Origin of the sequence: Flavobacterium sp. CAN_S2 (assembly GCF_015752255.1) — a bacterium.
Lineage (GTDB): Bacteria > Bacteroidota > Bacteroidia > Flavobacteriales > Flavobacteriaceae > Flavobacterium.
This window is the reverse complement of the sequence record NZ_JADOVA010000001.1, coordinates 1,532,680-1,554,680: the sequence shown is the minus strand read 5'-3', so window position 1 is coordinate 1,554,680 and position 22,001 is coordinate 1,532,680. Positions and strand designations below refer to the sequence as shown.

18 protein-coding genes are annotated in these 22,001 nt (G+C 35.1%); 11 read left to right on the top strand and 7 right to left on the bottom strand.

The annotated features are described in order from the left end of the window. Positions 1-84: 84 nt before the first annotated feature. A complete protein-coding gene (dnaE, locus tag IWX80_RS06955) occupies positions 85-4,629 on the bottom strand; it encodes a DNA polymerase III subunit alpha (protein WP_196852755.1) in 4,545 nt (1,514 codons plus the stop codon). Between the two features lie 641 nt (positions 4,630-5,270). On the opposite strand from dnaE, the gene leuC reads away from it, so the two are divergent. The 4 genes from leuC to leuB all read left to right on the top strand — a co-directional run bounded on the left by leuC (position 5,271) and on the right by leuB (position 10,205). Beyond that, positions 5,271-6,665 (top strand): 3-isopropylmalate dehydratase large subunit, encoded by a 1,395-nt coding sequence (gene leuC, locus IWX80_RS06950; RefSeq protein ID WP_196852754.1) that lies wholly within the window; start codon positions 5,271-5,273, stop codon positions 6,663-6,665. A 183-nt stretch (positions 6,666-6,848) separates the two neighbouring features. After that, entirely contained in the window at positions 6,849-7,445 is a 597-nt protein-coding gene (gene leuD, locus IWX80_RS06945) for a 3-isopropylmalate dehydratase small subunit (RefSeq protein ID WP_196852753.1), read from the top strand. A gap of 138 nt (positions 7,446-7,583) precedes the next feature. After that, positions 7,584-9,110 carry an alpha-isopropylmalate synthase regulatory domain-containing protein gene (locus tag IWX80_RS06940; RefSeq protein ID WP_196852752.1) on the top strand — a complete coding sequence of 509 codons (1,527 nt, stop codon included), beginning with the start codon at positions 7,584-7,586 and terminating at the stop codon, positions 9,108-9,110. 33 nt (positions 9,111-9,143) lie between these two features. Further along, positions 9,144-10,205, top strand: a complete 1,062-nt coding sequence (gene leuB / locus IWX80_RS06935; protein ID WP_196852751.1) for a 3-isopropylmalate dehydrogenase — start codon at positions 9,144-9,146, stop codon at positions 10,203-10,205. Positions 10,206-10,363: 158 nt separating this feature from the next. Here the strand turns inward: leuB and IWX80_RS06930 are convergent, their stop codons facing one another. After that, complete coding sequence (locus IWX80_RS06930; protein ID WP_099713722.1) at positions 10,364-10,726, bottom strand: RNA recognition motif domain-containing protein; 363 nt, start codon at positions 10,724-10,726, stop codon at positions 10,364-10,366. A gap of 153 nt (positions 10,727-10,879) precedes the next feature. Then, the gene (locus tag IWX80_RS06925) at positions 10,880-11,359 is read right to left on the bottom strand and encodes a DUF6252 family protein (protein ID WP_196852750.1); all 480 of its coding nucleotides are present in this window, start codon (positions 11,357-11,359) and stop codon (positions 10,880-10,882) included. A gap of 199 nt (positions 11,360-11,558) precedes the next feature. Between IWX80_RS06925 and IWX80_RS06920 the strand changes: the two genes are divergently transcribed. From IWX80_RS06920 to IWX80_RS06890, 7 genes are all read left to right on the top strand, one after another. Continuing rightward, on the top strand, positions 11,559-12,116 hold the full coding sequence (locus tag IWX80_RS06920) for a 30S ribosomal protein S16 (RefSeq protein WP_196852749.1): 558 nt from the start codon (positions 11,559-11,561) through the stop codon (positions 12,114-12,116). Between the two features lie 15 nt (positions 12,117-12,131). Next, the gene (gene rimM, locus IWX80_RS06915; protein ID WP_121363864.1) at positions 12,132-12,656 is read left to right on the top strand and encodes a ribosome maturation factor RimM; all 525 of its coding nucleotides are present in this window, start codon (positions 12,132-12,134) and stop codon (positions 12,654-12,656) included. A gap of 143 nt (positions 12,657-12,799) precedes the next feature. Beyond that, positions 12,800-13,462 (top strand): tRNA1(Val) (adenine(37)-N6)-methyltransferase, encoded by a 663-nt coding sequence (locus IWX80_RS06910; RefSeq protein WP_196852962.1) that lies wholly within the window; start codon positions 12,800-12,802, stop codon positions 13,460-13,462. 234 nt (positions 13,463-13,696) lie between these two features. Further along, positions 13,697-14,875, top strand: a complete 1,179-nt coding sequence (locus tag IWX80_RS06905; RefSeq protein ID WP_196852748.1) for an acyl-CoA dehydrogenase family protein — start codon at positions 13,697-13,699, stop codon at positions 14,873-14,875. Between the two features lie 92 nt (positions 14,876-14,967). Next, positions 14,968-15,750, top strand: coding sequence for a DUF3050 domain-containing protein (locus IWX80_RS06900; RefSeq protein WP_196852747.1), 783 nt, complete (start codon positions 14,968-14,970; stop codon positions 15,748-15,750). 63 nt (positions 15,751-15,813) lie between these two features. Beyond that, positions 15,814-16,587 carry an SGNH/GDSL hydrolase family protein gene (locus IWX80_RS06895; protein ID WP_196852746.1) on the top strand — a complete coding sequence of 258 codons (774 nt, stop codon included), beginning with the start codon at positions 15,814-15,816 and terminating at the stop codon, positions 16,585-16,587. A gap of 81 nt (positions 16,588-16,668) precedes the next feature. After that, the gene (locus IWX80_RS06890; protein WP_196852745.1) at positions 16,669-17,565 is read left to right on the top strand and encodes a serine/threonine protein phosphatase; all 897 of its coding nucleotides are present in this window, start codon (positions 16,669-16,671) and stop codon (positions 17,563-17,565) included. Positions 17,566-17,673: 108 nt separating this feature from the next. Here the strand turns inward: IWX80_RS06890 and IWX80_RS06885 are convergent, their stop codons facing one another. From IWX80_RS06885 to IWX80_RS06870, 4 genes are read right to left on the bottom strand one after another with little or no spacing between them, the layout of a single operon-like run. Further along, positions 17,674-18,690: a hypothetical protein gene (locus tag IWX80_RS06885; protein ID WP_196852744.1), complete on the bottom strand. Its 1,017-nt coding sequence runs from the start codon at positions 18,688-18,690 to the stop codon at positions 17,674-17,676. Next, positions 18,671-20,296 carry an NAD(P)-binding protein gene (locus tag IWX80_RS06880; protein WP_196852743.1) on the bottom strand — a complete coding sequence of 542 codons (1,626 nt, stop codon included), beginning with the start codon at positions 20,294-20,296 and terminating at the stop codon, positions 18,671-18,673. Before IWX80_RS06880 ends, IWX80_RS06885 begins: the two co-directional genes overlap by 20 nt. Further along, the gene (locus IWX80_RS06875) at positions 20,274-21,791 is read right to left on the bottom strand and encodes a polyamine aminopropyltransferase (protein WP_196852742.1); all 1,518 of its coding nucleotides are present in this window, start codon (positions 21,789-21,791) and stop codon (positions 20,274-20,276) included. Before IWX80_RS06875 ends, IWX80_RS06880 begins: the two co-directional genes overlap by 23 nt. Next, a complete protein-coding gene (locus IWX80_RS06870) occupies positions 21,784-21,999 on the bottom strand; it encodes a DUF350 domain-containing protein (RefSeq protein WP_196852741.1) in 216 nt (71 codons plus the stop codon). Before IWX80_RS06870 ends, IWX80_RS06875 begins: the two co-directional genes overlap by 8 nt. Positions 22,000-22,001: the final 2 nt, after the last annotated feature.

Sequence of the window (22,001 nt, the reverse complement as noted above, 5' to 3'; positions counted from 1 at the left end):
ACATAACAATCAGACGGTTACGTATGAATTTAAAATAACAAAAATTAACCAACACACCGAACTGAGATTAATCACATTTAGATGTTAATTCAACTTGAAGTTAATTTGCATTTTCTCCAGTTCAACCAGCAATTCATTCGAAATTTTTATTTTTAATTTTCTGCTCGGCATAGTCAGCTTTGTTACAACCTTAATTTCTTCCACTTCTTCCACTTTTGCTACAGCATTAGTCTCCGGAATTTCGAGAGTTTCCATTTCAGAATTATCATTTTCATCAACAAAAGCAACTTCTTCATTCTCTAATTCAACTGGAGCTACAGCAACGAGGTGTTTTGTTTTTTCCAATTCCATAACTTCAAATGAAACCGTGTTATCTCCTTTATTCTCTTGAAAAAGGTGACTCAATTTATGGATAAAATCTGTTTCTAAATCCTTAATATTTAGCAGCACAATTAATTTTCTAGCAAAAGTTTCCAATACATCCTGTAATTGTTTTACCTCAACAAACTGAAGTCTTGGTTCTCCTTTTTTTCCAGTATCTCGGTCAGTCCAGCCTTCTTTTACCAATACTTTCATGAACGTGAAATTATTCTGGATAAAGAAATGACGAAACTTTAAATACTCTTCCCCAAAAATTCGGAACTCATAACTTTCATCATATCCTTCTAATGTAAACATGCCCCAACCCTTTCCATTTTTGGCCACACGATGCTGCACGTTATTGATAATTCCTCCAAACGCAAGGTTTTTACTCACATGCAATTCCATATTTTTCAACGCTTCCAGTTTGGCATTACAAAAATATTTCATTTCAAATTTGTAATCGTCTAAAGGATGTCCCGAAATATAAATCCCTACAACTTCTTTTTCTTTAGCCAATTTTTCCATCGTGCTCCAATCCTCGCAAGGCGGCACAATAGGTTCTGCGATTTGAACATCACTGCTGTCGCCAAACAAACTGACTTGCGATGAATTCTCATTTTCCTGAAACTTTGCACCATACCGAATCGCTTTTTCATAAAAAGTAATTCCATCGCCATCATCATGAAAATATTGCGCTCTAGTAGTTCCGGTGAAGGAGTCAAATCCTCCCGCCAAAGCCAAATTTTCTAATGCTTTTTTATTCGCCGCACGCAAATCGATACGTTTGGTCAAATCAAAAATGGATTTATATCTTCCGTCTTTTCTTTTCTCAACAATCGTAGCCACAGCGCCAGAACCAACACCTTTAATCGCTCCCATTCCAAAACGTACCGCGTAATCATCATTAACGGTAAACTTATAAAAAGACTCATTTACATCAGGTCCCAAAACTTGTAATCCCATACGCTTGCACTCTTCCATAAAGAACGAAACTTGCTTGATATCACTCATATTATTCGAAAGTACCGCAGCCATATATTCAGCAGGATAATTCGCTTTTAAATAAGCTGTTTGGTACGCAATCCAAGCATAACAAGTAGAGTGTGATTTATTAAACGCATATTCTGCAAAGGCTTCCCAGTCTTTCCAAATTTTCTCCAGTTTATCTTCGGCATGACCTTTGGCGGCAGCCTGACTGATAAATTTAGGCTTCATTTTGTCCAAAACGTCCTTTTGTTTTTTTCCCATCGCTTTACGCAAAACATCGGCATCACCTTTAGAGAAATCTGCCAGTTTTTGGGACAAAAGCATTACTTGTTCTTGGTAAACGGTAATTCCGTATGTATCTTTTAATAATTCTTCGCAGGCATCCAAGTCATAAATAATTTCCTCCTCACCGTTTTTTCGCTTGACGAAACTCGGGATATAAGCAATCGGTCCCGGACGATATAAGGCATTCATGGCAATCAAATCGGGGAAAACAGTCGGTTTCAATTCCTTCATGTATTTTTGCATTCCCGGACTCTCATACTGAAAAATCCCAACGGTTTCTCCTCGTTGAAAAAGCTCATAGGTCTTCAAATCATCAATCGGAAATGTGTCTGGATCAAGATCAATTCCGGTTCTGTATTTTACTAATTTAACGGTATCTTTTATCAAGGTTAGGGTTTTCAAACCCAAGAAGTCCATCTTCAGCAAACCGGCACTTTCTACCACCGAGTTATCAAACTGGGTCACATACAAATCCGAATCTTTGGCGGTAGCCACAGGAACAAAATCAGTAATATCGCTTGGCGTAATAATAACTCCACAAGCGTGAATACCCGTATTTCTTAGGTTCCCTTCTAAAACTTTAGCTTGCTGAATGGTTTCTCCACCTAAATCATCTTCGGTCGCAAGGCCTATTAATTCTTTTATTTTATCGTATTCTTCCGGACGAACGGCTTTCTTAATGACATCCTCTTTTTCATTTAAAAAACGAGCCAAATTCCATTTGGACGGCATCATCCCCGGAATCAATTTCGCAATTTTATCGGCTTCAAATAAAGGCAAATCCAGAACACGAGCGGTATCTCGAATCGCTGATTTCGTGGCCATTTTACCATAAGTGATAATCTGGGCCACTTGTTTCGAACCGTATTTTCGAATCACATAATCCATTACACTGCTTCGACCTTCATCATCAAAATCGATATCAATATCGGGTAATGACACACGATCCGGATTTAGGAAACGCTCAAAAAGCAGGTTGTACATCAACGGGTCAATATTGGTAATCTTCAAACAATACGCCACCACAGAACCCGCCGCAGAGCCCCTTCCAGGCCCAACAGAAACGCCCATACTTCTCGCTTCGGCAATTAAATCCTGTACAATCAGGAAATAACCCGGATAACCGGAATTGGAAATCGTTAACAATTCAAAATCCAGTCGTTCCTGAATTTCTTCAGTAATTACGGGATATCGTCGTCTTGCTCCTTCAAAAGTAAGATGTCTCAAATACGCGTTTTCACCTCGAACTCCACCATCAACTGCATCTTCGGGACTATTGAATTCGACCGGAATTTCAAATTTTGGAAGTAAAACTTCACGAGCCAAATCGAAAATTTCAATCTTATCCACAATCTCTGAAAGATTCGAAATCGCTTCTGGTAAATCAGCAAAAAGCTGTTTCATCTCCTCTCCCGACTTGAAATAGTATTCCTGATTAGGCAATCCATAACGATAGCCGCGACCACGGCCTATAGGCGTAGTTTGCTTTTCACCATCTCGCACACAAAGCAAAATATCGTGCGCATTTGAATTTTCCTTGTCTATATAAAAGGTGTTGTTTGTCGCAATAATCTTGACATCATGTTTCCTTGCCAATGAAATCAAAGACGCATTCACCCGATTTTCATCTTCCTGATTGTGACGCATCACCTCAATGTAAAAATCTTCCTTGAACTCGTTTTTCCACCAAAGCAAAGCTTCCTCAGCTTGGTTTTCACCAATATTTAAAATCTTATTTGGTATTTCGCCATAAAGGTTTCCAGACAAAACAATAATGTCTTCTTTGAATTCCTGAATGACTTTCCTGTCGATTCTTGGCACATAATAAAATCCTTCGGTGTACGCGATAGAAGACATTTTAGCCAAATTATGATAGCCTTTTTTGGTCTTCGCCAAAAGTACTATTTGGTAACCATTATCCTTAACCGACTTATTTTTATGGTCTTCACATACAAAAAACTCGCAACCTACAATTGGTTTCATCGGAACTTCGGTAGGTTCCTCGCCATTTTCTATAGCTACTTTGTTTTTGGCTTCAGCTGCCTTATTATGATATAAAATATCGCGGACAAAATGAAAAGCACCCATCAAATTAGCATGATCCGTCATGGCAACTGCAGGCATTTTTTGCTGTGCCGCCGCTTTTACCAATGCCGCAATACTAATCGTAGACTGCAACACCGAGAACTGCGTGTGATTGTGCAAATGCACGAAAGGCGCATCAATAAGTACTTTTTTATTCTCTGAAAGTTCTGCTCTGGAAACAGCTGGAGCTTGTTTTTCGCCAAACTGCTGCCGAATTTTATCCGAAGCTTCCTTGAGATTTATATGTTTTAAACCAATGAGTTTAATCTCACTTGGATTTTTACTTTGAAAATCTTGAAAATAACTGGCAGGTACATCGAGCTCCTCTTTTGTAAAAACATCACGACGTATTAACTCTAGGAAACAACGCGTAGTTGCCTCCACATCGGCAGTTGCATTGTGAGCTTCGCCAAAAGGTTTATTAAAAAGATACGAGTGCAATTCCGTTAATGTAGGCAACTTGAATTTCCCTCCTCGACCACCTGGCAATTTCAATAAGGAAGCAGTAACTTCAGTACAGGTATCCAGAATTGGCATTGAACTCATTTGGCTTTCAACGCCCATTCTATAAAACTCACAACCCATAATATTTATATCAAAACCTAGATTTTGACCTACAATGAATTTGGCTTTACCCAATGCGATATTGAATTTTTCCAAAACTTCCGCCAAAGAAATTCCATCAGCTTCTGCTAATTCTGTAGAAATACCGTGAATTCGTTCCGCGTCATACGGAATATTAAAACCTTCGGGCTTGACCAAATAGTCTTGATGCTCGACAAGTTTTCCCATATCGTCGTGCAACTGCCAAGCGATTTGAATACAACGCGGCCAATTATCCGTATCTGAAATGGGAGCGCCCCAACGCTTTGGTAATCCTGTAGTTTCGGTATCGAATATTAAGTACATATCTGGAGTTGAAGTGTTTGTGATTTTAAAAAATCGCAAAAAATGAATTTCAAATTTAGTTTTTTTTAGGGTAGAATAGCAGCTAAGTTATCAACAAAACTAAATTTATTTTCAAGGACTATTCTCCTATTAAAACTACAAACATTTTGAACAAATCATCTTAAACGTACTTTGTTATAAAGATAAAAAGACCACATATTGATTTTTGGATGTCGTAGTATTTTATCAAATAAAAATACTGAAATACGAGTAAAAAAAAGTCAACATACTAATAAAATTAGGTTTAAAAACAACATTAACAAAAGTCAAATAGCGAATTTAAAATTAAAAAAAAATCAATTTAAATCCCATTTAATTAAATATTCATAATCATAACCACTTTTAAGACATGAATACTAACTATTCGATAAATATCAAAAAATTAAAAAAACTGACGATACATTTTATTTAAATAAAAAACTACACTACTAAAAAAGAAGTCTAAAAGACAAAATTCAGTTAAGAAATATCCGGATGAGATTTTGGGTATCGTATATAATGAAATATTGGTAAGTATAGACTTGATTGTTTTTTTAGTTTTGCTTTCATAGTTATCATCTTAGCCAACTTGGCTATAAAAAAATACATTAAAATATATCAAAATGAGTACTACATTATTTGACAAAGTATGGGATTCGCACGTGGTGCGTAAGATAGAAGATGGACCGGACGTGTTTTTTATTGACCGTCATTTCATCCATGAAGTTACTAGTCCTGTAGCTTTTTTAGGTTTAAAAGAACGAGGAATTTCAGTATTATATCCTGAGCGTACTTTTGCTACAGCGGATCACAACACACCAACTATAAATCAACATTTACCGGTTCAAGATGCATTATCTGCTAATCAACTAAAAGCATTAGAAGACAACGCAGCAGAATATGGTATTTCTCACTGGGGATTAGGTCACAAAAAAAACGGAATTGTACACGTAGTTGGTCCTGAAAACGGAATTACTTTGCCTGGCGCCACTATTGTTTGTGGAGATTCTCATACTTCTACGCATGGTGCTTTTGGCGCTATTGCTTTTGGTATCGGAACTTCCGAGGTAGAAATGGTTATGGCCACACAATGTATTATGCAGCCAAAACCAAAGAAAATGCGTATCAACGTAAATGGTAAATTGAGCAAAGGTGTTGGTCCAAAAGACGTTGCATTGTATATCATTTCTCAATTAACAACTTCTGGAGGTACCGGATATTTTGCAGAATATGCCGGAAACGTTTTTGAAGATATGTCGATGGAAGGTCGTATGACTGTTTGTAACTTGAGTATCGAAATGGGAGCTCGTGGTGGTATGATTGCACCTGACCAAAAAACATTCGATTTCTTAGAAGGAAGATTATACGCTCCAAAAGGCGAAGCTTGGACAAAAGCAGTGGAGTATTGGAAAACGTTAAAAACCGATGCTGACGCAATTTTTGATGCAGAATTAAATATTGACGCTGCAGATATCGAACCAATGATTACATATGGTACAAATCCCGGAATGGGAATTGGTATCTCAAAAAATATTCCTAATGCTAACCAAGTGGAAGGTGGCGAAGAAACGTATAAAAAATCTTTAGCCTACATGGGCTTTGAAGAAAATGACGTAATGATTGGCAAACCAATCGATTTTGTTTTCTTAGGAAGTTGTACCAATGGTAGAATTGAAGATTTCAGAGCTTTTACAGAAATTGTAAAAGGAAGAAAAAAAGCTGATAACGTTACGGCTTGGTTAGTTCCAGGTTCTCACGTAGTAGAAGCCCAGATTAAAGAAGAAGGCCTTTTAGACATTCTTACTGAAGCTGGTTTTGTTTTGCGTCAACCTGGTTGTTCGGCTTGTTTAGCAATGAATGACGATAAAGTTCCTGCGGGAAAATATGCTGTAAGTACCTCAAACAGGAATTTCGAAGGTCGTCAAGGTCCAGGTTCAAGAACATTATTGGCAAGTCCAATTATGGCCGCTGCTGCTGCAGTAACGGGAGTATTGACAGACCCAAGAGATTTGTTTTAAAAGATTTCAGATTGAAGATTAACGATTTCTGAATTCAGATTTCGCTAGCCCACAAATCACAGATTTCTTTAACAGCATTCATATTAGAATAGACAATTTACATTACACAAAATAATTTTAACGTTTACGATTATATTTTCCTCACGGTAAATCATAAATCGTTAATCAAAAATCATAAATTAAATGGCATACGATAAATTTAATATCCTGACCAGTAGTGCAGTGCCACTACCAATAGAAAATGTGGATACCGATCAAATAATCCCTGCGCGTTTCTTAAAAGCAACTGAACGTGTTGGTTTTGGAGACAATCTTTTCCGTGACTGGAGATACAACGGAGATGGGACTCCAAAAGCAGATTTTGTACTAAATGACGCAACGTATAGTGGAAAAATATTAGTTGGCGGAAAAAACTTTGGCTCAGGTTCTTCAAGAGAGCACGCAGCTTGGGCGGTTTACGATTACGGATTTCGTGCAGTTGTTTCCAGTTTCTTTGCAGATATCTTCAAAGGAAATTGCTTAAACATTGGTGTTTTACCAGTACAAGTGAGTCCAGAATTTGCCGAAACTATTTTCAAGGCTATTGAAGCTGATCCAAAAACAGAATTGGAAATAAATCTTCCGGAACAAACTATTACGCTAAAAGCGACTGGTCAAAAAGAATCTTTCGCTATATCTGGTTATAAAAAAGATAATATGATTAATGGTTTTGATGATATTGATTATTTGCAAAACATTAAAGAGGAGATTGTTGGGTTTGCAGACAAACTTCCTTACTAAAAACAAACAATAAAAAAGCAGTTATTTAAAGTTCAATAGTATAATTAAGCCTAAGAACTGCTTTTACCTTTTTATAAAAACACAATTGCAAGATTTCAAATTACTGAAATCAAAACTACTTTTAGCATCAAATTTATAATGGAAAAAAGAAAAATTGAAATAATGGATACGACACTCCGTGACGGTGAACAAACCTCGGGAGTATCATTTTCTGCTGCAGAAAAACTAACCATTGCGCAATTGTTGTTGGAAGAATTAAATATTGATAGAATCGAAATTGCTTCTGCACGCGTGAGCGAGGGGGAATTTCAGGGTGTGAAAGGAATAATGAATTGGGCTAACGAAAAAAATTACTCCAATAGAATTGAAGTTTTAACCTTTGTAGATGGCGGACTTTCCATAGATTGGATGAAAAAAACCGGAGCTAAAGTCCAGAATTTATTAACCAAAGGATCTTTGAATCATTTAACACATCAATTAAAAAAAACACCCGAACAACATTTCACCGAGATTGCTCAAGCCATAACTTTGGCTCAGAAAAACAATATTGAAACCAATGTTTATTTAGAAGATTGGAGTAACGGAATGCGGAATTCCCCTGAATATGTGTTTGAATATTTAGATTTTCTAACCAAACAACCTATAAAAAGAGTCTTATTACCAGATACTTTAGGAGTTTTAATCCCTTCTGAAACTTTTGAATTTATTTCGAAAATTATAGCGAGATACCCAAATACTCATTTTGATTTTCATGCACACAACGACTATGATTTAAGCATCGCTAATGTTATGGAAGCTGTAAAAGCTGGTATTCAAGGACTCCACGTGACCGTAAATGGAATGGGAGAACGCGCTGGAAATGCTCCACTTGAAAGCACTGTTGCTGTAATAAATGACTTTTTTCCACAAATAGATATCGGTGTAAAAGAATCTTCATTATATTCTGTGAGTAAGTTGGTCGAAACTTTTACAGGATACAGAATTCCGGCAAACAAACCAATTGTTGGTGACAATGTATTTACACAAACAGCCGGTATTCATGCTGACGGAGACAACAAAAATAACTTATATTTTAATGATTTACTTCCGGAACGTTTTGGACGAAAAAGAAAGTATGCTCTTGGAAAAACATCTGGAAAAGCTAATATTGAAAAAAATCTTCAGGAGTTAGGCCTTCAATTAAACCCTGAGGATTTAAAATTAGTTACGCAACGTATCATTGAATTAGGTGATAAAAAAGAAACCGTTACCAAAGAGGATTTACCTTATATAATCTCTGATGTTTTAGACAGTCAAACTTATCAGGAAAAGATTATTGTTGAGTCCTATATATTATCTCATGCAAAAGGCATGCGTCCATCGACCACTTTATCTTTAAAAATTGATGGTGAAATCATTGAAGAGCACGCACAAGGTGATGGACAATTTGATGCTTTTATGAATGCACTGGCAAAAATATACAAAAGCAAAAATTTAGAACTGCCTAAATTAATCGATTATGCCGTACGAATTCCTCCAGGAAGTAGTTCTGACGCATTATGCGAAACCATAATTACCTGGACGAATAATGAAAAAGAATTTAAAACCAGAGGACTTGATTCAGACCAAACAGTTGCCGCAATCATTGCAACACAAAAGATGTTGAATGTTGTTGCAGCCCAATAATAAATAGAAATACATTAATATAAAATATACCTAATGAAATTTAACATAGCCCTATTAGCCGGAGACGGAATTGGACCCGAAGTAATCCATGAAGCTGTAAAAGTTTCGGATGCTATTGCAAAAAAATTCAACCATGAAATCACTTGGACGCCTGCACTTACAGGAGCTTGTGCCATTGACGCCGTTGGAGTTCCTTATCCTGATGAAACGCATGAAATTTGTATGGCCGCTGATGCTGTTTTATTCGGAGCCATTGGACACCCAAAATATGATAACGACCCAAGTGCGCCTGTAAGACCTGAACAAGGTTTATTAATGATGCGCAAAAAATTAGGTTTGTTTGCCAATGTACGTCCAACCTTTACATTCCCGTCTTTGATTGATAATTCTCCTTTGAAAAGAGAACGCATCGAAGGAACTGATTTGGTTTTCTTGAGAGAACTTACCGGAGGAATTTATTTTGGAGAAAAAGGAAGAAAAGACGATGGAGAAACAGCTTTCGACACCTGTACGTACACCAGACCTGAAGTACAACGTTTAGCAAAAAAAGGTTTTGAATTGGCGATGACCCGAACTAAAAAATTGTGTTGTGTGGATAAAGCCAATGTGATGGAAACTTCCAGATTGTGGAGAGAAACTGTACAGGCAATGGAAAAGGATTATCCAGAAGTTACTGTAAGTTATGAATTTGTGGATGCCGTAGCGATGCGTTTAGTACAATGGCCAAACTCTTATGATGTCTTGATTACAGAAAACTTATTTGGAGATATATTAACGGATGAAGCTTCTGTAATTTCAGGTTCTATGGGATTGATGCCTTCTGCATCTGTTGGAGAACATACTTCATTGTACGAGCCTATTCACGGATCTTATCCACAAGCTACAGGATTAAATATCGCTAATCCATTAGCTACGGTTTTATCTGCTGCGATGATGTTTGAAGATGCTTTTGGATTAAAAGAAGAGGCAGAAGCTATTAGAGCAGTGGTGAATAAATCATTAGAACAAGGAATTGTGACCGAGGATTTAGCTTCTAAAGACTCTAAAGCATACAAAACTAGTGAAGTCGGTGACTGGTTAGTTGCTAATCTATAAATTTTAAAAGTTTCATTTGTTTAAAATTGAGTAATAGCTAAGATTACAACCTGAAAAAACAACACTCCTCTTAGCTTCTACTCAGCTTTAAGCAAAATAATAAACAACAAAAAAGGTGTCAATAAATTGACACCTTTTTTTATAGCTAGAAAAAAATATTAATATCCTCCTCTGTTTCCACCACCACGGTTGTCTCCACCACGGCTGTTTCCACCACCATAACCACCGCGTGAATCTCCACCACGACTGTTATTGTTAAAACTTCTTCTTTCACCTTCTGGTTTAGGCTCAGATTTGTTTACTACGATTGCACGTCCTTGAACAGTAGCTCCGTTCAATTCGTCAATTGCTTTTTGAGCTTCGTCATCATTTGGCATCTCAACAAAACCAAATCCTTTACTTCTTCCAGTAAATTTATCAGTAATAATTTTAACTGAATCAACTGCTCCGTAAGCCTCGAAAGACTCTCTTAAATCTGCTTCCTCAATACTGAATGGAAGGCTTCCAACAAAAATATTCATATGTACTTATTTAAATAATACAACAAATGTACTGCATTTTTTTTCTAATCTACTATATATTAGCTTATTTATGATTTTATTTTAAATCCTTAACTAAAATGATTCTAACAAAACATCTGAGTTTTGTAATTTAATACTCTAATTTATCATAATTTATGGAACTTGCGCACTTATTGGAACCTTATAAAAAACGCCCTGTTGAAAATTCAAAACATCACCTGCTAACGGATTACCATCTGCATTTTCTGCGTTAAATTTAAATGTTCCTGATATGGTACTATTCACATCATCATATTCGGTTATAACAATTTCACCGCTGCCAATCCCAATTCCAGTTGTAAATGAAATTTCATCCGCGCCAACAGTCAATACATAAACGGCTGTTTTAGAATTACTAGTACCCAAGGGATATCTTTGAGCGGTTGTAGAAGTGGTTCTCAAAGTTAAAACCTCATTTCCAGTATATCCTTCAATTATCAAAGAACCATCAGAACCCAAGAAAGCTTTAGAGTCCACTGCTCTCCAAAACATATTGTCTTTCATTCCTTGAAAAGAAGGATTGTTAAAACTCACATCTTCCTCACAAGAAATTAGAGAAAAAATTATTAGTAGAAACGTAAAATATTTTTTCATAATAAGTGCTTTTTAACAAACAAAAATAATGTTTTAAAGCTTAAAAAAACAGAACCCAAACAAAAAAACCTAACCAAATTACACTTAATATACTCTAGTTCATTAAATTATTATTCACATTAGCATTTATCGATAAAAGATGTATCTTTGCACCCTTAATTAATCGAGGTCGAGTACCTCAAAATTTAATCATAAGATTATGTCAGTAAAAATTAGATTACAAAGACACGGTAAAAAAGGAAAACCTTTTTACTGGGTTGTAGCTGCAGATGCACGCTCAAAAAGAGACGGTAAATACCTAGAAAAAATTGGTACTTACAATCCAAACACAAACCCAGCAACTATCGACTTAAACCTTGATAGCGCAGTAAAATGGTTGCACAATGGTGCTCAACCAACTGATACTGCAAAAGCGATTCTTTCTTACAAAGGAGCTTTATTGAAACATCACCTTGATGGTGGTATCCGTAAAGGAGCTTTAACTCAAGAACAAGCTGATGCTAAATTAAACGCTTGGTTAGATGCTAAATCTGGAAAAGTTGATGCTAAAAAAGAAGGTTTAACTAAAGCACAAGCTGATGTTAAAGCTAAAGCTTTCAAAGCAGAACAAGATGTTAACGCTAAACGTTTAGCTGCAGCTGCTCAAGCAGAAGCTGATGCTATCGCTGCTGCAACACCAGCTGTTGAAGAAGTTGCTGAAGTTGAAGCTGAAGAAGCTCCTGCTACAGAAGAAAATAACGAAACAACTGAAGCATAATTTTAGAAGGCGAAGATGCGTAAAGAAGATTGTTTCTACTTAGGTAAAATCGCTAAAAAATTTAGTTTCAAAGGAGAAGTTCTTGCCTATTTAGACACGGACGAACCTGAGTTATACGAAAACTTGGAATCAGTGTTTGTTGAATGCAACAAACACTTGGTTCCTTTTTTTATTGAAAGCAGTTCACTGCACAAAAACGATTTCCTTAGAATTCGTTTTGAAGACATGAATACCGAAGAAGATGCTGATGCCATTATAGGCAATGCCATATATCTTCCTTTAAAAATGTTACCAAAACTTACTGGTAACAAATTCTATTTCCACGAAGTAATTGGTTTTGAAGTTGAAGACAAGCGTCTTGGCGTTGTAGGGAAAATTCAATCCATAAATGATACTACTGCTCAGCCTCTTTTTGAAGTTTTAAACGGTGAAGTAGAAATTCTTATTCCTATGATTGATCATTTCCTTGTAAAAATCGATAGAGAAAACAAAAAAGTCATCATGGATTTACCAGAAGGATTGATTGAAATGTATCTTTAAAAGATTTTTAGATTCGCTGCGCTTTTAGATTATTAGAAACGTCTGCGACTTTAGAAAAAATCTAAGTTGTCTAATATTTTAAAAAATCTAAGTTGTCTAAATTCCAATTCAAACAGTTCTCTCTTGAACAAGATCGTTGTGCCATGAAAATTGGAACCGACGGTGTTTTACTTGGTGCTTGGACACCAATTGAAAACAATCCTTTTAGCATTTTAGATATTGGAGCAGGAACGGGTGTAATAGCTTTGATGCTTGCACAAAGGAGCAATGCAGAACAAATTGATGCTTTGGAAATCGACGAAGAAGCTTACGAGCAATCCGTAGATAATTTTGAAAACTCCCTTTGGAGTGATCGCTTATTCTGTTTTCATGCTGGTCTTGATGAATTTGTAGAAGAGCCTGAAGACGAGTACGATTTAATTGTTTCCAATCCCCCATTTTATACCGATGATTTTAAATCTGACAACGAACAGCGCGATTTAGCTCGTTTTGCCGATGCTATGCCTTTTAAAGATTTGATTGAGGCTGCTGATTTATTACTTTCGGAAAACGGAATATTCGCTTTAATTATTCCTTTCAAAGAAGAAGAAAATTTCTTGGCACTAGCCGCAGCATACGAATTATTTCCTTTTAAAATTACTCGTGTAAAAGGAACTCCAACTACAGAAATTAAACGCAGTTTATTGGCTTTTAGCCGAAATGAAAATGTGAATTTTCCAATTAATGAATTAATAATTGAAACTTCAAGACATCAATACACTCCCGAATACATTGAATTGACAAAAGATTTTTATTTGAAAATGTAATTCAAAATCACATCTAAGAACAACAGCACTAGTACTCCAAACAAATTTCCAACGAGAACTGATTATTTTATTGTAAATTGGTACAATGATTTTTAAATAAAAACCAGCTTTGAAAAACTAACTTTTTATTTTTAAAATCATTTACTTTTTGGTTTAGACATAAAAATATAACATTTGTTAATGCTTTTGTTATATTTCTTTATGTAAATTTGCACTACATTAAAATTAACATCCATGAAACCAGACTTATTTCAATCTCCAGATTATTACTTACTAGACGACTTACTAACCGAAGAACACAAACTAGTGCGTGACTCCGCACGTGCTTGGGTAAAGAAAGAAGTTTCCCCTATAATAGAAGAATATGCTCAAAAGGCGGAATTCCCAAAACAAATCATGAAAGGTTTGGGCGAAATAGGTGGTTTTGGCCCTTACATTCCTGAGGAATATGGAGGAGCTGGTCTTGATCAAATATCCTATGGTTTAATCATGCAGGAAATTGAGCGTGGTGATTCTGGTGTACGATCTACTTCATCTGTGCAATCCTCTTTGGTTATGTATCCAATTTGGAAATACGGGAATGAAGAGCAACGTGTAAAATATTTACCAAAGTTAGCCACTGGTGAATACATGGGGTGTTTCGGATTGACTGAACCTAATTACGGTTCTGATCCGGGAAGTATGATTACCAACTTTAAAGATATGGGTGACCATTATTTATTGAATGGTGCCAAAATGTGGATTTCAAATGCTCCATTTGCAGATATTGCCATTGTTTGGGCAAAAAATGAAGAAGGAAGAATACACGGTTTAATCGTAGAACGCGGAATGGAAGGTTTTACTACTCCGGAAACACATAACAAATGGTCGCTTCGCGCATCGTCTACTGGAGAATTAATTTTTGACAATGTAAAAGTCCCAAAAGAAAACTTATTACCAAACAAATCTGGATTAGGAGCGCCACTTGGCTGTCTTGATTCAGCACGTTACGGAATTGCTTGGGGCGCTATTGGCGCAGCAATGGATTGTTATGACACGGCTTTACGTTATGCCAAAGAAAGAATTCAATTTGACAAACCTATTGCTGGAACTCAATTGCAACAAAAGAAATTGGCCGAAATGATTACCGAAATCACCAAAGCACAATTATTGACTTGGAGATTAGGTGTTTTAAGAAATGAAGGAAAAGCTACAACGGCTCAAATCTCAATGGCCAAAAGAAATAATGTCGATATGGCGATTCATATTGCTCGCGAAGCCAGACAAATGTTAGGCGGAATGGGAATTACCGGAGAATATTCGATTATGCGTCACATGATGAATTTAGAGTCGGTGATTACGTACGAAGGAACACATGATATCCATCTATTGATTACCGGAATGGATATTACCGGAATTCCAGCTTTTAAATAGTAGTAAACGATTATTAAAGTATTTGTAAAATTGATTGAAAAAGCTTCTTGGAAACAGGAAGCTTTTTTATATTTACATAAAAAACACCACCTATGAATATTGAAACAATCAACAATAGCATTCAGCCCCAAAAAGAACTATTGTTACAACATTCTTTATACAAAAAAGTTAAAACCATTGAAGATTTACAGTGTTTTCTTGAAAACCATGTTTATGCAGTATGGGATTTCATGTCGTTATTAAAAGCATTACAATCTAAATTGACTTGCACAACAACTCCATGGTTTGCCACTCAAAATCCTCAAACCAGATATTTGATAAATGAAATAGTCCTTGCCGAAGAGTCTGATTTAACAATAGACGGAAACCGCTCCAGTCATTACGAAATGTACATTGAAGCAATGAAAGCCTGCGGAGCAAACACCGCTGGAATTGAAGATTTTTTATCCGAAGTAGATTCCCTTAAAAACATATTTGTTGCCATCAAAACAAGCAATTTGCACCCTAATATCAAAGCTTTCTTAGACTTTACTTTCAGAGTTATTGAAGAAGGAAAATCTCATGAAATTGCAGCTGCTTTTACTTTTGGAAGAGAAGATTTGATTCCAAGTATGTTCACAGAAATCTTGAAAAACTTTCAAGCAAATTTCCCAGAAACTGACTTGAGTAAACTAATTTACTATTTTGAAAGACACATAGAATTAGATGCTGACGAACACGGCCCTATGGCAATGAAAATGATCACAGAACTATGCGGAACTGATGCACAGAAATGGTCCGATGTAGAAGAGGTTTCAAAATTAGCCTTAGAAAAACGCATCGGTCTTTGGGATGCAATCGAAGAAACAATTACTATGAATGTTGCGTTGGCATAAATCCAACACACCCAATTAAACGTAACTATTATTTAGAAATGTATTATATCTAATTTCAAAATAATGAAAAAACAATTCCAAATAATAGTTGCGTTCTTTTTACTGTTTTTTATTGCAAGTTGCAGCACAGAAAACCCAATTCCCGAAACAAATCAGGTACCACTATTACCAAACCCTACAACTACACCCAATCCTATACCCTTAACCGTTCCACAAACACAAAATCAAACATTTAGCTATTTAGCCCTTGGAGACAGTTACACAATTGGACAAAGCGTATGCGAAACATGCAGATTTCCGGAACAACTGAGGAAAAGCCTAAGAAACTTGAATCCAAATAACACCTATCCAATAAAGCTTATTGCCCAAACAGGTTGGACAACCACCAACTTAATTTCGGCGATTGATTTACAGAATCCAAGTTCAGATTATGACTTGGTTACATTACTAATTGGTGTAAACAATCAATATCAAAGCAAACCTTTTACTTTATACCAGAAAGAGTTTCCTGAATTAGTTAGTAAAGCAATTGCTTTTGCAAAAGGAGATAAAAACAATGTCATTGTGGTTTCTATACCAGATTATGCCTATACCCCTTTTGGTCAAGGATCAGGAAATCAATCGAGGATTTCCAAGGAAATTGATGGATATAATGCTTTCGCCAAAAAGTATTGCAATGACAACACAATTGAATTTATAGATATCACAGATATCACCAGAAAAGGATTAACGAATCCTAATCTTGTAGCCCAAGATGGACTTCATCCTTCAGAATCAGCCTACTCTTTATTTGTGGAACGTATCCTGCCAAAAGCAGCTGTAGCAATACAAAAATAAAAACTCCTTTCTAAATAAGTTATGCTATAAGACCACTTTAATTAGAGTTTTTATATATCTTTATTTTTTTAAAACAAACAAATGTCTTCTCAAGAACGATTAACAAAAGCCTATAAAGAAGCTGAAAGGATTCCTTTTGACGACCAATCCAAATTCATTCTTTTTAGTGACTGTCACAGAAGCGACAACAGTTTTGCAGATGATTTTGCAAGCAATCGAAACGTATACTTTCATGCAATGACTCAATATTACAATGATGGTTTTTCCTATTGTGAATTGGGTGACGGAGATGAATTATGGGAGAATATTTTTTTTAAAACCATCTTTGAAGCACACAAAAACGTTTATCTTTTACTAAAGAAGTTCCATGATTCCAATAGATATCATAAAATTTGGGGAAATCATGAAATGACTTTTAGGGATAAAGATCATGTAGCAAAAACACTTACCACCTATACAAATACACAGAACGACAGAATTGAACCTTTATTTACAGGCATAAAATGCCACGAAGCTATTGTTTTAGTTCATCAGGAAACTAAGCAGGAATTATTTTTGACTCATGGACATCAAGCTGATTTCATGAATTATGTGGGCTGGAAAATCAACAGATTTATGGTACGTCTATTGTGGAAACCGCTCCAAATTTGGGGAATATCAGATCCTACAAGTCCCGCCAAAAATTATGTGGAACGAATAAAAATCGAACTCCGGATTAAAAAATGGATTGAAAACAATAATCGTAAAATCACCATTGTAGGACATACGCATCGTCCCAGTTTTTCTTATCCAAGTCAGAACAGTACGCCTTATTTCAATGACGGGAGCTGCGTGCATCCAAGAAGTATTACTGGTATCGAGATTGTAAATGGAACAATCACATTGATAAAATGGTCCATTGACACGAAGGAAAATGGCATTCTTCAAGTTGTTAGGGAAGTACTTGAAGGTCCAACAAATCTTAAGGATTATAAATAAAGAAAAAGCGTTTGCTAAGAACAAACGCTTGATCATTAATTTTCCGGAGCCAACTCCAGTTCTAATCCTTCGAGACTTTCGGTGATTGGTATTTACAAACTAAATTCTCTATTTTGATTTCCATATGAATCCATCCAAAATATAATGGGTAAACTGCGGTATGGTAAACAAAGGAACAAGGAATACTTGCCAATTTGAAAAATCAGAATTGTCCCATGAAAATTGTTCATTCCAAACAAATACCTCCCAAACATACTCTTCAAAAAAAGCAATCATCAATAAAAATGCTATAAAGACAAAAAAACCTCTGACTCCTTTTACATAATTTAAAATTCCTAAATCACGTTCCGATTTCTTATCTATTTCATTAAGATAAATCAACGCTATATATGGTATACCGTGAGAAACTACATTAAGTAAAGTGAAAACTAAATCACTATTAAAATATACAATACCAAAATACCATGACAAAAAAGTACCTGTAATAATTGTATTTTTAGGAATATTAAAATATCGTTCCTTAATACTTTTATAAATTGTTCTTAAAATATAAAAGATTACAATCAGTCCATAAATCCAGCCCAGAATCCCTACTAATAATTGATTTTCAAATCGAATAAAATCTTTTTCAGTAAACCAAATGAATGCTCGAGGTGAAGAAAAAAACCAATACAACATTGGGTAAACTGTAGCCGTATAAATAATTAAATTATCAATAGCAACACTGCAATTTGTTTTAACTTCTTTTCTAGAATAAAGACGCATAAAACCATATTGCTGTCTTATAAAATGAAAAACAGCTATGTATGCCAAAACTGACCAAAAAACAACACTACCTAAACTGAAAAGAATTATCCCGACAACAAAACAAACTATCGGCAGTACAATGAGTAATTTACTTCTTTTTTTAAACTCTTCACGAACGAAATAGGTTTTAAATAATGTAGCATAAACATGTGCTACATCTATAAAAACGATTAAAAAAAGCCAGATATAAAAAGAATATTTAGCCTCAATAACGTTCAATTTATCATGAAACAAGAATACAACAGCAGTAACAAAAAACGAAGGCGCTAAAATAAAAAAACCATCTGTTTTTGCTTTATCAATCCAAGGTTGAGCCATCTATTATTTGATTTACAATATTAATACCTTGATGAAATGCTTCTTCAAAAATTGAAATTCCAGACAAATCTGAATGTGCAAAGAAAATTTTGCCTTCAATATTTTGTGATGCTTCTTTCTTATGTTTTCCAAATATAAAACCAGGGACAGGACTAATCATTCCGTGTCCTAAAAGATGAATATTTATTTCTTCTGTAACGCTTTCAATATTGGGATGCGCAATTTTTAAATCATCAAAGACTAATTGTTTCCAATATGTACTTTTCTTTTGATACAAATCCTTTCTGCTTTTCTTTATATCTGAAGATGAAAAACTATAATAGTATGTAATTACTTTTTTGGACTGTACTTGTTGCAAGGATTGGTGTTGGTCATAAATATAACCTAACCCATTTGCACCATATATCACATTATCCCAACACAAAGGATAGCTACCATTATCCGCCAAATCAGAAACAACCAAAGTTGCCAAAAGCCATGGAGCGTAATGAAAATTTTGAGTCATGATTTTTCTGTTTCTAATTAAATATTGATTCACAAATTGCGGCGTAGCCATAATCACTCTATCAGCAATTATTTCTATTGTTAATTTTTTATCCGCGTCAAAAACAGTGGATACAACTTTTCCATCTATACTTTTTACTTCATAAACTAAATGATTTTTCAGTGTTTTATTTTCAGCATATTTTTGCAAATGATGGGCTAATCTGGCATTACCTTCCGGCCACGTAAGTACATTATCCTTATTATCTTGTGTGCTATCTTGCTTTCTTGCTGCGAAATAATGAATTCCTGCCCAAGCAGAAACGTAACTAATTCCCAACCCAAAATCATCCCTACAGCAATAATCTATGTAATCGAATAGTGGCTTCGAATTGAATCCTTCCTTCTCGAACCATTGTTGCATTGTAATTGCATCAAAAGCTCGGATAGTAGCTTCACTGGAAGATAGTGATAGCGGAATATCAAAAAAATATTTGCCATCTACACCCTTTCCTGTGCGGAAAGCATCCATTTTTAAAAAGAATTTTTTGAATTGAAAATCTTCTTCTGCAGCGTTTCCGGTTTTAGGAACTAGTCCTTCTTGCCAATTATTTTTATAAAACAAACGCTCATCAGGGGCAAACGTAAGTTGTTCCTCATCAAATTTTGGAAATCCTTTTGAATCATACCCTATGATTATTTGCTCTTCTTCAAGAAACTGAAGCAGTGCTGCATCTTGTTTATTAGGAAGTGGCAAGTAATGTGCTCCCAATGGAAATTTAGAATATTTATTCTCTCCATTTGAGGAATTTCCTCCCAAATGACTTTCTAATTCTACCAATAAAAAATCATTGATTCCTTTTTTAGAAAATTGACGCGCTGCGCTTAAACCAGAAATTCCTCCACCAACAATTAAGTACGGAATATGGATTTGACTGGAAGGTTTTGGAAAGTTTTTAACCCGCAACCGATGTCCCAAAATATGATTTGTCCCTGACAAACGTATCAATAAAGTAATTACTTTTTCTTGACACGATTGCAAAAATGGAATCACAAGTAAGGAAGCAGCAATACCTTTTAGAAAAAAACGCCTGGAATAACTATAATTTTCCCCACTCTTCATCGAAATAACGTACTAGAATTTGATTGTCCAAACGATTAATTTCAATGTCTTTTGAAATCATATCTTTGGAAAAATAATTGAATTTATCAAACTGGAAATTATAAAAGCGCAATCCTTCAACTTGTCTGTTAACTTTGTTGAAATTAGTTTCGAAACCATTCATTGCGATGGAGAAACCCCATTCACCAAATGACGGAACATAAGCGTGATAGGCATCGACTTGAGGAAAAATCTCCATTAAAGTTTTATTAATACACCAAAAAGATTTTGGCGCAAAATAAGGAGAAGTAGTCTGCACCACCACTACTGCATCAGAAGCTAGAATAGCTTTTAAAGTACTGTAAAAATTCAAGGAATATAGTTTCCCTAGACTATAATTTGATGGATCCGGAAAATCTATAATTACTACATCAAACTTAGATTTACTGTTTTTAGCCCATATAAAAGCATCCTGATTATAGACTTTCACTTTCGAATTATTGAGAGAGTTATGATTAAAATCGGTTAGAATTTTATTTGTCTTAAACAATTTTGTCATGCCTTCATCTAAATCTACAATGGTAACATTTTTAACTTCTGCATATTTTAATATCTCACGAACTGCCAATCCATCGCCTCCACCAAGAACTAATACATTATCTACTTGCTTTGCCATTGACATCGCAGGATGTACTAATGCCTCATGGTAACGGTATTCATCTGTGGAACTGAACTGAAGATTATTATTCAAATATAACCGATAATCACTTTTATTGTGCGTCAAAACAATGCGTTGATATTGAGTCGAATTTGAATAAATAATATTTTCACCATACATTTTTCCTTCTGAATACGACAAAATAGTATTTGAAAACAAGTAAACAACAAATAACAAAATAAAAGAAGCAATTGCTTTTGCTCTAAGGAAATAGATTTTTTTGAGTTCTGATTTTAACAGGAAACACAAAGCTATGGCAATACTGATATTAATCATACCAAAGAACAAAGAGGTTCCCATAATCCCTAATTGGGGGACCAAAACTAACGGAAATAATATGGATGCTAATAATGCTCCAATATAATCGAAGGTAAACACATTAGATACCAAATCTCTGAATTCGACTTTATCTTTCAGGATATTCATTAACAAAGGGATTTCCAGTCCTACCAAACAACCAGTCACAAAAACTAACAGGTAAAGGATAAACTGAAAGGAATACACGCTTTCAAACAACATGAAAAGCACTACAGAACTCAATCCTCCTATTAAACCAACCAGAATCTCAATTTCAACAAAAGTGTTGAGCATATTCTTTGTGAGAAATTTTGAGAAATAAGAACCCACACCCATCGAAAAGAGGTATACTCCAATGATAAATGAAAATTGTTTTACAGAATCTCCAAGAAGATAACTTGCTAAAGTACCCGCTACTAATTCATAGACTAATCCACAAGTTGCAATAGTAAATACAGCGAAAAGAAGTAAATATTCAAATTTTAAAAACTTCTTACCCATGAATTGCTGCGCTAATAATCATTGAAATCCCAATAATAAAGGCTCCAAAAACAATGGCTACAGCAATATTATTTTTCTGTGTCACTTCTTTCCAAGTGTTTTCTGGAGTCAATTTTTCAATAATAAAATAAGCAATCAATAATATAATGATTCCTAAAAGAGAAAAAATAATAGAATTGAAAATTGGTTTTAATGTAAGAACATCCATGA

Coding starts and splice junctions, on each gene's coding strand:
- IWX80_RS06885 (WP_196852744.1), bottom strand. CDS start 18,690: ATGGCTCAACCTTGGATTGATAAAGCAAAAACAGATGGTTTTTTTATT.
- rimM (WP_121363864.1), top strand. CDS start 12,132: ATGCGTAAAGAAGATTGTTTCTACTTAGGTAAAATCGCTAAAAAATTT.
- leuB (WP_196852751.1), top strand. CDS start 9,144: ATGAAATTTAACATAGCCCTATTAGCCGGAGACGGAATTGGACCCGAA.
- IWX80_RS06875 (WP_196852742.1), bottom strand. CDS start 21,791: ATGGGTAAGAAGTTTTTAAAATTTGAATATTTACTTCTTTTCGCTGTA.
- IWX80_RS06940 (WP_196852752.1), top strand. CDS start 7,584: ATGGAAAAAAGAAAAATTGAAATAATGGATACGACACTCCGTGACGGT.
- leuD (WP_196852753.1), top strand. CDS start 6,849: ATGGCATACGATAAATTTAATATCCTGACCAGTAGTGCAGTGCCACTA.
- IWX80_RS06890 (WP_196852745.1), top strand. CDS start 16,669: ATGTCTTCTCAAGAACGATTAACAAAAGCCTATAAAGAAGCTGAAAGG.
- IWX80_RS06905 (WP_196852748.1), top strand. CDS start 13,697: ATGAAACCAGACTTATTTCAATCTCCAGATTATTACTTACTAGACGAC.
- IWX80_RS06925 (WP_196852750.1), bottom strand. CDS start 11,359: ATGAAAAAATATTTTACGTTTCTACTAATAATTTTTTCTCTAATTTCT.
- IWX80_RS06895 (WP_196852746.1), top strand. CDS start 15,814: ATGAAAAAACAATTCCAAATAATAGTTGCGTTCTTTTTACTGTTTTTT.
- IWX80_RS06880 (WP_196852743.1), bottom strand. CDS start 20,296: ATGAAGAGTGGGGAAAATTATAGTTATTCCAGGCGTTTTTTTCTAAAA.
- dnaE (WP_196852755.1), bottom strand. CDS start 4,629: ATGTACTTAATATTCGATACCGAAACTACAGGATTACCAAAGCGTTGG.
- IWX80_RS06900 (WP_196852747.1), top strand. CDS start 14,968: ATGAATATTGAAACAATCAACAATAGCATTCAGCCCCAAAAAGAACTA.
- IWX80_RS06910 (WP_196852962.1), top strand. CDS start 12,800: ATGAAAATTGGAACCGACGGTGTTTTACTTGGTGCTTGGACACCAATT.
- IWX80_RS06870 (WP_196852741.1), bottom strand. CDS start 21,999: ATGGATGTTCTTACATTAAAACCAATTTTCAATTCTATTATTTTTTCT.
- IWX80_RS06920 (WP_196852749.1), top strand. CDS start 11,559: ATGTCAGTAAAAATTAGATTACAAAGACACGGTAAAAAAGGAAAACCT.
- IWX80_RS06930 (WP_099713722.1), bottom strand. CDS start 10,726: ATGAATATTTTTGTTGGAAGCCTTCCATTCAGTATTGAGGAAGCAGAT.
- leuC (WP_196852754.1), top strand. CDS start 5,271: ATGAGTACTACATTATTTGACAAAGTATGGGATTCGCACGTGGTGCGT.